Origin of the sequence: Frisingicoccus sp. (assembly GCA_016298055.1) — a bacterium.
GTDB lineage: Bacteria > Bacillota > Clostridia > Lachnospirales > Lachnospiraceae > Frisingicoccus.
Map to the genome: position 1 here is coordinate 1 of JAEDDO010000095.1, position 7,086 is coordinate 7,086.

Genomic DNA, 7,086 nt, shown 5'->3' on the forward strand with positions numbered 1-7,086 from the left:
TGTCACTTTTTTCATTTTTTTGTCAATGTGAATCCCGTGCGTCAAAAAGCTCTTAGTGATATGGTTTTATTAGAGAAAAATGAGCAGGTGAAATTGTTGGAAAGAGAGGAAGATTAAATTATGAATACAGAATTGACAGGAAAAGCAAGTATTGATCGTCCATGGCTGAAGTTTTATCAGGGCGTTGTAGAACATTTGAATGTTCCGGAGTGCACATTGCGTGAATATTTAACAAAGAGCTGCGATGATGTGAATATTCCGGCAGTACATTATTATGGCACGGATATTTCATGGGCAGAGATGCTGGTGAAGGCAGACAGAGCGGCCAGAGCCCTGAAGGCTATTGGATTTAATGAAGGAGATCAGATTCCGGTATTTTTCAGATCTGTGCCGGAATTTATTGCACTTCTCTTAGCTGCTGAGACGATTGGTGCATCTTTATTATGCCGTGATAATACATTGGAAGAAAACGTTGAAGCTGTTGTGAAGTCAGGAGCTAAAGTTATTTTTGCACATGATTTTCTTACACAGAAAGAAGCTGATGCTTACGTGAAGGATGCAGGTGTGGAACATATTGTATTACTTTCCCCATATCACGAAACAGTGGAAGCTGAGATGCCGGAACATGTGAAATCACATATCCGTTCTCTTTATGGTACATCCGCACAGGGTTTTGCAGTTATGAGCTGGGATGAATTTATTAAGGCCGGTGAGGAATATACAGGCGATGTTGAAGCTCCGCAGGATATTCACCGTCCGCTTTTCCGTGCTTATACAAGCGGTTCCACAGGACCTTCCAAACAGGTCATTCATTCAGCAAATTCTATGATCGGTATTGTATATCAGATGACTTTCTATGGTGCACATGAAAGCATCCGTCCGAAATGGCTTTTAACATTACTTCCGCCGGCACTGGTCGCAGTTGTTGTATCTATGATCCTTGTACCTCTGGCATCCAATAAACTTTTAATTCTTGATCCGTTCTGTGATGTTTTTGATATTGATCTGGAGTTTATGCGTTACCGCCCGAATTGCTGGCCTCATATTCCGATGTTTATCGAGATTTTGATGAAGAGTCCGCGTATGCCGAAAGATTATGATATGTCCCATCTTCTTGTTGCAGGTGCAGGATGCGAAGCATTTAATAATGGACAGATTCGTCGTATTCAGCAGTTCCTGAACGATCATAACTGTAAAGCAGCGTATGCTTCCGCTTATGGACAGAGTGAAGCAGGATCAAACTGTACATTACCTTGCCCGGTATATCCGGCAGGCGATGGTAATATTGGTATCCCGATGCCTTTGACAACACTGGCTGTTTTCAAACCGGGTACAGAAGAAGAATTATCCTATAATGAATTAGGTGAGCTTTGCAAGACAGGTCCTGGTAATATGCTCGGTTATGATGATGAAGAGTCTACAAAGAAAGCACTTAAGTTACACTCTGACGGACAGGTATGGCTGCATACAGGGGATCTCGGATATATTAATGAAGAAGGTATTGTTTTCGTGCTGACACGCGGTAACAGCAAACGTTTTGGCGGTGGCCGTCTTATTGATCTTGTTATGGAGAATCGCGTTATTGATGCAAATATCGATGGTATTGTTGATGCATTTTTCCTGAGTGCTCCGGATGATAACCATGAAGGCTATTTCCTTCCATATCTGTATGTTGTTCTTAAAGATGGCTATACAGTTGAGGATATTCATGATGCCGTATATGATGCACTTGAATTACATGAACACCCTGTTAAAATTACACAGCTTCCGGAACGTCCGTTCTTCCACTTTAAAACAAACCGTGTCGGATTGAGACAGGAACTTAAATCCGCTGCAAATTAAATAGAGATCAGTTCTAACAGTTACTCGGATTTTTGGACACAGAAAAGAAAATTTTCTGTGTCCTTTTAATTTTTTCGTTTATATAGTATGATGGTATTAGCATTAAAAGGGTATACATTTTAACGATTTCATAAAAACGCATGTCCTTTTGAATCCAATGAATCGTATAAAAATATGTAAAATAAAGGGGGAATGACAAGAAATGGACGAAAAGAACCGGTTCAGTTTATTACTTGAACGATTGATGGCAACAGCTAATGTTAAAAATATTGTTTTGGCGAATGCCCTGCAGTACGATGTGTCTTATATCAGCAAGTGGCTGAATGGAAGGTCAATTCCGTCAAAGAAAGGGGCTGAACAGATTCTCAGCGATATCAGTTATTGTATTGTGAATGAACTGGATGATGAAGGTCGTGAGAATTTGTATCAGGAATATGAGGTTGATAATCCTGAGGATCTTCAACAGGCAATTTATGACAACCTTGAAGTTGAATATGATTATGTCAGTGGGCTGAAAAATTCCATCGGATCTTATGTGGCTCCGCAGACATCCTATTTTTCATCATTATCATTGGCAGAATTTATTTCCAGAATGCAGCACCCGGCTCTTCGCAAAGTGAAGTCTTTGGATGTGGTGGCAACAATGGATATTTTGTCCGTCAGTCGCGAATATCGTCTTATGATGATGCAGATTGATCATAGATATATGAAAAAAGAATGGGACTTTCCAAAAGTACATTTTTCTATGATCATTAACTTGGAAGTAGGAGAGAGAGATTGTTTTCATGACTGTATTTTTCTCATGAATGTGCTGACGAATGGATCTTACATAGATCTTCAGTTATATGAAAGTTCAAGAGCTTATGGAAAAATTGTTTTTGCGGCAAAGGACGCCTATGCGATTTCCGGTATGCTTTTTGATCCGGATACCTGTGTGGCAGTCATGATCAGTGAGAAAGAAGATATACGGGATGCTCTTTATCGAAAAGCCCAGTCATTGTGCAGCAGGGAGAATCTTCTTTTTCAGAGAGTCAAGATGCGGGATATGATTACAGGGGATAAGTATATACAGGCACTCATGTCACAGAATATACGTCTTCTTATCGGAAGAGCAAGTGAATATTTTGTTCCTCCCGAATTATTTGAAGAACTTCTTGAAAACAATCCTCCTGATGATGAGTGGGCATTGGTTATCCCTCAGGTCAGAAAGATTAATCAGTTGATGCAGAGATTATTTGAAAAATCGGATATGCAGATTATGATTTATGAATCTGTATTTTTTAATTTTTCTATATCCGGGGAGTTGGATTTCTTTAACTATAAGGTTATTCTTTCGGCGGAACAGCGATTGAAATATCTTACATATATGGTAAAACTTTTTGAAAACAATCCAAATCTTTCTGTAAAAATGGCTTTAAGAAATTTTGCTACAGATTATAGATATCGAATCAATCCGTGTGTATTTTTATCTGACAGAATTTCCTATATTCGTGTTGAGAATCGAAAATATCACAATAATATCATGATGTTTAATCACACATCTGTGAAAAAGATGTTTGACCAGTTTTATGCTCAGATATGGGAGGCTGACGAAGACCAGTTGATTTCTGACAGAACTCAGATATGTAAATCGATGAATCATCTGATTAAGTCGCTGAAAATTCTGGGAGAAGTTGAATAGTGCATTCTTGCATTAAAAAAAATCAAATGTTATAATATACCCGAATTTTACGCAAAATTAACATTACAGTCTTTTTGGGAGGACGATTTATGTCTGAAGTTGAAGTACAGAAGCAGGAAAAAACGGGTATAGTAAGGTACATTTGTGTTATATTTACATGTGTTATTGGTATTTTGTCCGGATTGATTGTGGCACTGATCCGATGGGTGTTCCAAACATGGAATCATTTAAATGCAGATGAATTATTTTATCAATTGAAAGCACCAATGCAGGGGACAAATCAGGACATGATATGGGATGCGGTTTTTTTCTGCGTTCCATGGATGATTTTGTTTCTGCTTATTATTATTGTTGTGTTTTTATTGGTGAAAGATAAGAATGGAAAGTATTTCTGGCTCACGATGGTCGGAACAATCATTATCTGCATTGGAACGGTGGCAGGCTCTCTTTACTATGCATGGCAGCGGCTGGATATAACAGCTTATATGGAAAATAAAGACAAATTTGCGGGATTTATTGATCAGAATTATGTTTCTCCAGCTGATGTTAAGCTGGAATTTCCGGAGAAAAAAAGAAATCTGATCTATATATTTTTGGAATCCATGGAAGTGACTTATGCGGATAAGGAAAATGGTGGAGGATTTGATGTCAACTGTATTCCGGAATTGACGACTCTTGCTCAGCAGAATGAGGATTTTTCCGGATCGGACCCGGCATTAAACGGCGGATATGATATGCCTTCGACAACATGGACGGTGGCTGCCATGTTTGCCCATACTTCGGGCCTTCCGCTTTCAATCTCGATTGGTGACAATGAGATGAATACCCAGAGTGAATTTATGCCGGGCGTTGTCACTCTTGGTGATCTTCTTCAGGTGTCAGGATATAATCAGAAGCTTATTATAGGTTCAGATGCGACTTTTGGCGGAAGAAGGCTTCTTTTTACAGAACACGGAGATTATGATATTGCGGATCATCCATACGCTTTAAGCATTGGACGTCTTCCACAGGGATATCATGAATGGTGGGGTTATAGGGATTCTCTTTTATTCGAATATGCCAAAGAAGAATTAATTCAAATGGCGTCGAAGGATGAGCCCTTTAACTGTACATTACTTACAGTAGATACACATTTTGAAGACGGCTTTTTGTGTGACCTGTGTCCGGATACTTTTGGTGATAACCGGTATGCGAATGTTATGGCCTGTTCAAGTAAGCAGGTATATGACTTTGTGGAATGGATCAAACAGCAGGATTTTTACGAGAATACAACGATTATTATAGCGGGTGACCATCACACGATGGATAGTAATTTTTGTGAAGATGTGGATGAGGATTATGTGCGGAGAGTGTATACGACCATTATTAATCCGGCAGCGGAAGTGGCGGATCCGGAGAGCAGACGGGAGTATACCACTTTTGATATGTTTCCGACAACGCTTGCCAGTCTTGGAGTAAATATTGAGGGTGACAGACTTGGCCTCGGAACGAATCTTTTTTCAGATACGCCGACCCTTTTGGAGGTGTATGGTATGGAAGAGATGAGTGCGGGAGTCAGCGGCAAATCCGAACTTATGGATTATTTCACAAAAGATATTGATGAGTCTAAGGTGGAAAGCAAGGATGAGGAAAGCAAAAAAGAATGGTATGATCAGAAACTGGAGAGTATGACTCTGGAAGAGAAAGTCGCCCAGATGTTTATTGTGTCACCGGAGGATGTTGCGGGAAGCTGGCGTCAGGTGGATGCGGATGATTCGCTTATGTATGGTCTGGAGAGATTTCCGGTAGGCGGGCTTATTTATGATGAAGATAATATCGAAAACAGAGAGCAGATTTCCGGAATGATCAATGGCAGTCAGCAGTATATTAAAAATCGTATTAATATTCCTCTTCTGGAGGCGATTCAGGAGGAAAGCGGGCAGAACAGCCTGCTGGCATCTAATGAAACGATGGGTGTGCCGTGGACAAAGAATGCCATAGATATTGATTCGGTGGACAGAGCATCTCTTACCGGTCTGGTCATGGGAAAATATTTATCCGATATAGGATTTAATCTTAATCTTGGCCTGGAGGCAAATGTGGAAGGTGATATAAATTCTTTCGGCACAGACCCGGTGGCCGTATCAGAAAAAGTTGAGAGTGTGATCGATGGACTGCATGTAAATGGTGTCTATGCGGCTGTGAAATATTTCCCTGGATATCATATGACACGGCTTTTCGATGAGAATGGACAGGTGAGAAATATTAATGATATACTGGGGGATGAATTATATCCGTTCCAGCAGGCAGTGAAGGCAGAAAGAGCATTTATTATGGTGGGGCATGAATCAATTCCTGAATTAACCGGAGAGGATCTGCCGGCTTCCATGTCCGGTGCGGTGGCAAATTCAATTTTAAGAGGCATGCTTGACTATAACGGTGTAGTTATCACGGATGCACTTGATAAAGACGAGATTATTTATAATTATGGTTCCGAATATTCAGCAATTATGGCCGTTCAGGCCGGATGTGATATGCTTCTTAAGCCATATGATTTTCAGTCAGCTTATTATGCTGTTTTGAATGCGGTATATAACGGAACGATTTCTGAAGAGAGAATTAATACATCTGTGAGAAGAATTCTGAAAATGAAACAGAACATTGTTATGTGGGATATGTTAAAGGAAGTACAGAGTCCTTGAATGAGGGGGGACAGGTTCATTGAGAGGACCTGTCCCCTGTTTTTAAGCAGGAGAATGATAAGAGAGGGATACAATCATGGTTTTTGGGGAAATATTTTTTTCAATTCTTGAAATAGCAGGGACAGTATCCTTTGCTATTTCCGGAGCGATGGCTGCTTTGGAGAAGAAAGTGGATCTTTTTGGCGTTATTGTGCTTGGAATTACAACAGCACTTGCAGGTGGTATTTTCAGGGATATGCTTGTGGGAAGGGTGCCGCCTGCAGCCTTTTCAGACGGAACCTATATGAAGATCGCTTTTGTAACATCGGTTATTGTGTTTCTGGCAGCATGGATGTTCAGTGATAAGTATGTAAATAATATACAGGTTATTGACACGATCAACAATATTTTTGATGCAGCGGGTCTGGGAGCTTTTACAATCACAGGAGCAAAGGTAGCCATGTCAATGGGATATATGGATAACAGCTTTTTTGTGATCTTTCTTGGCATGGTGACGGGAGTCGGCGGGGGGATTCTTCGTGATCTGATGATTGGAGAGATTCCTTTTATCTTAAGAAAACGGATTTATGCAGTGGCATCCCTTTTGGGAGGCTGTATTTATTATGTACTTCTCTCAAAAAATGTTGCGGATATGACGGCAGCTTTTATCGGTATCGGTATCGTTTTCAGCCTGAGAATGCTGGCTACAATTTTCAGATGGAATCTTCCGAAAGCCTTTAAATAGCCGGTGATATCCTTTTTTCGTTGATTTTTGAAAATAGCTGTAATATAATGGATGGCATATACTGGAATGTTGTATCTAAATTTATACAGAGGTGAATTATGACTAATACTAGAAAAAGACGAAGAAGAAGAAAGAGTAATCGTCATACAATCGGAAAA

At 40.0% G+C, this 7,086-nt stretch carries 4 protein-coding genes; all 4 read left to right on the forward strand.

What is annotated here, in order from left to right:
- Positions 1–120: 120 nt before the first annotated feature.
- The 4 genes from QZZ35_RS07955 to QZZ35_RS07970 all read left to right on the forward strand — a co-directional run bounded on the left by QZZ35_RS07955 (position 121) and on the right by QZZ35_RS07970 (position 6,928).
- The gene (locus QZZ35_RS07955) at positions 121–1,842 is read left to right on the forward strand and encodes a class I adenylate-forming enzyme family protein (RefSeq protein WP_291236917.1); all 1,722 of its coding nucleotides are present in this window, start codon (positions 121–123) and stop codon (positions 1,840–1,842) included.
- A 202-nt stretch (positions 1,843–2,044) separates the two neighbouring features.
- A complete protein-coding gene (locus tag QZZ35_RS07960; RefSeq protein WP_291236918.1) occupies positions 2,045–3,523 on the forward strand; it encodes a hypothetical protein in 1,479 nt (492 codons plus the stop codon).
- Between the two features lie 89 nt (positions 3,524–3,612).
- Positions 3,613–6,204: a glycoside hydrolase family 3 N-terminal domain-containing protein gene (locus QZZ35_RS07965; RefSeq protein WP_291236919.1), complete on the forward strand. Its 2,592-nt coding sequence runs from the start codon at positions 3,613–3,615 to the stop codon at positions 6,202–6,204.
- A gap of 76 nt (positions 6,205–6,280) precedes the next feature.
- Positions 6,281–6,928 (forward strand): trimeric intracellular cation channel family protein, encoded by a 648-nt coding sequence (locus QZZ35_RS07970; protein ID WP_291236920.1) that lies wholly within the window; start codon positions 6,281–6,283, stop codon positions 6,926–6,928.
- Positions 6,929–7,086 lie beyond the last annotated feature (158 nt).

Bases quoted from the DNA above. Each gene is read 5' to 3' on its own strand.
- QZZ35_RS07955 (WP_291236917.1), top strand. From the start codon at position 121: ATGAATACAGAATTGACAGGAAAAGCAAGTATTGATCGTCCATGGCTG.
- QZZ35_RS07960 (WP_291236918.1), top strand. From the start codon at position 2,045: ATGGACGAAAAGAACCGGTTCAGTTTATTACTTGAACGATTGATGGCA.
- QZZ35_RS07965 (WP_291236919.1), top strand. From the start codon at position 3,613: ATGTCTGAAGTTGAAGTACAGAAGCAGGAAAAAACGGGTATAGTAAGG.
- QZZ35_RS07970 (WP_291236920.1), top strand. From the start codon at position 6,281: ATGGTTTTTGGGGAAATATTTTTTTCAATTCTTGAAATAGCAGGGACA.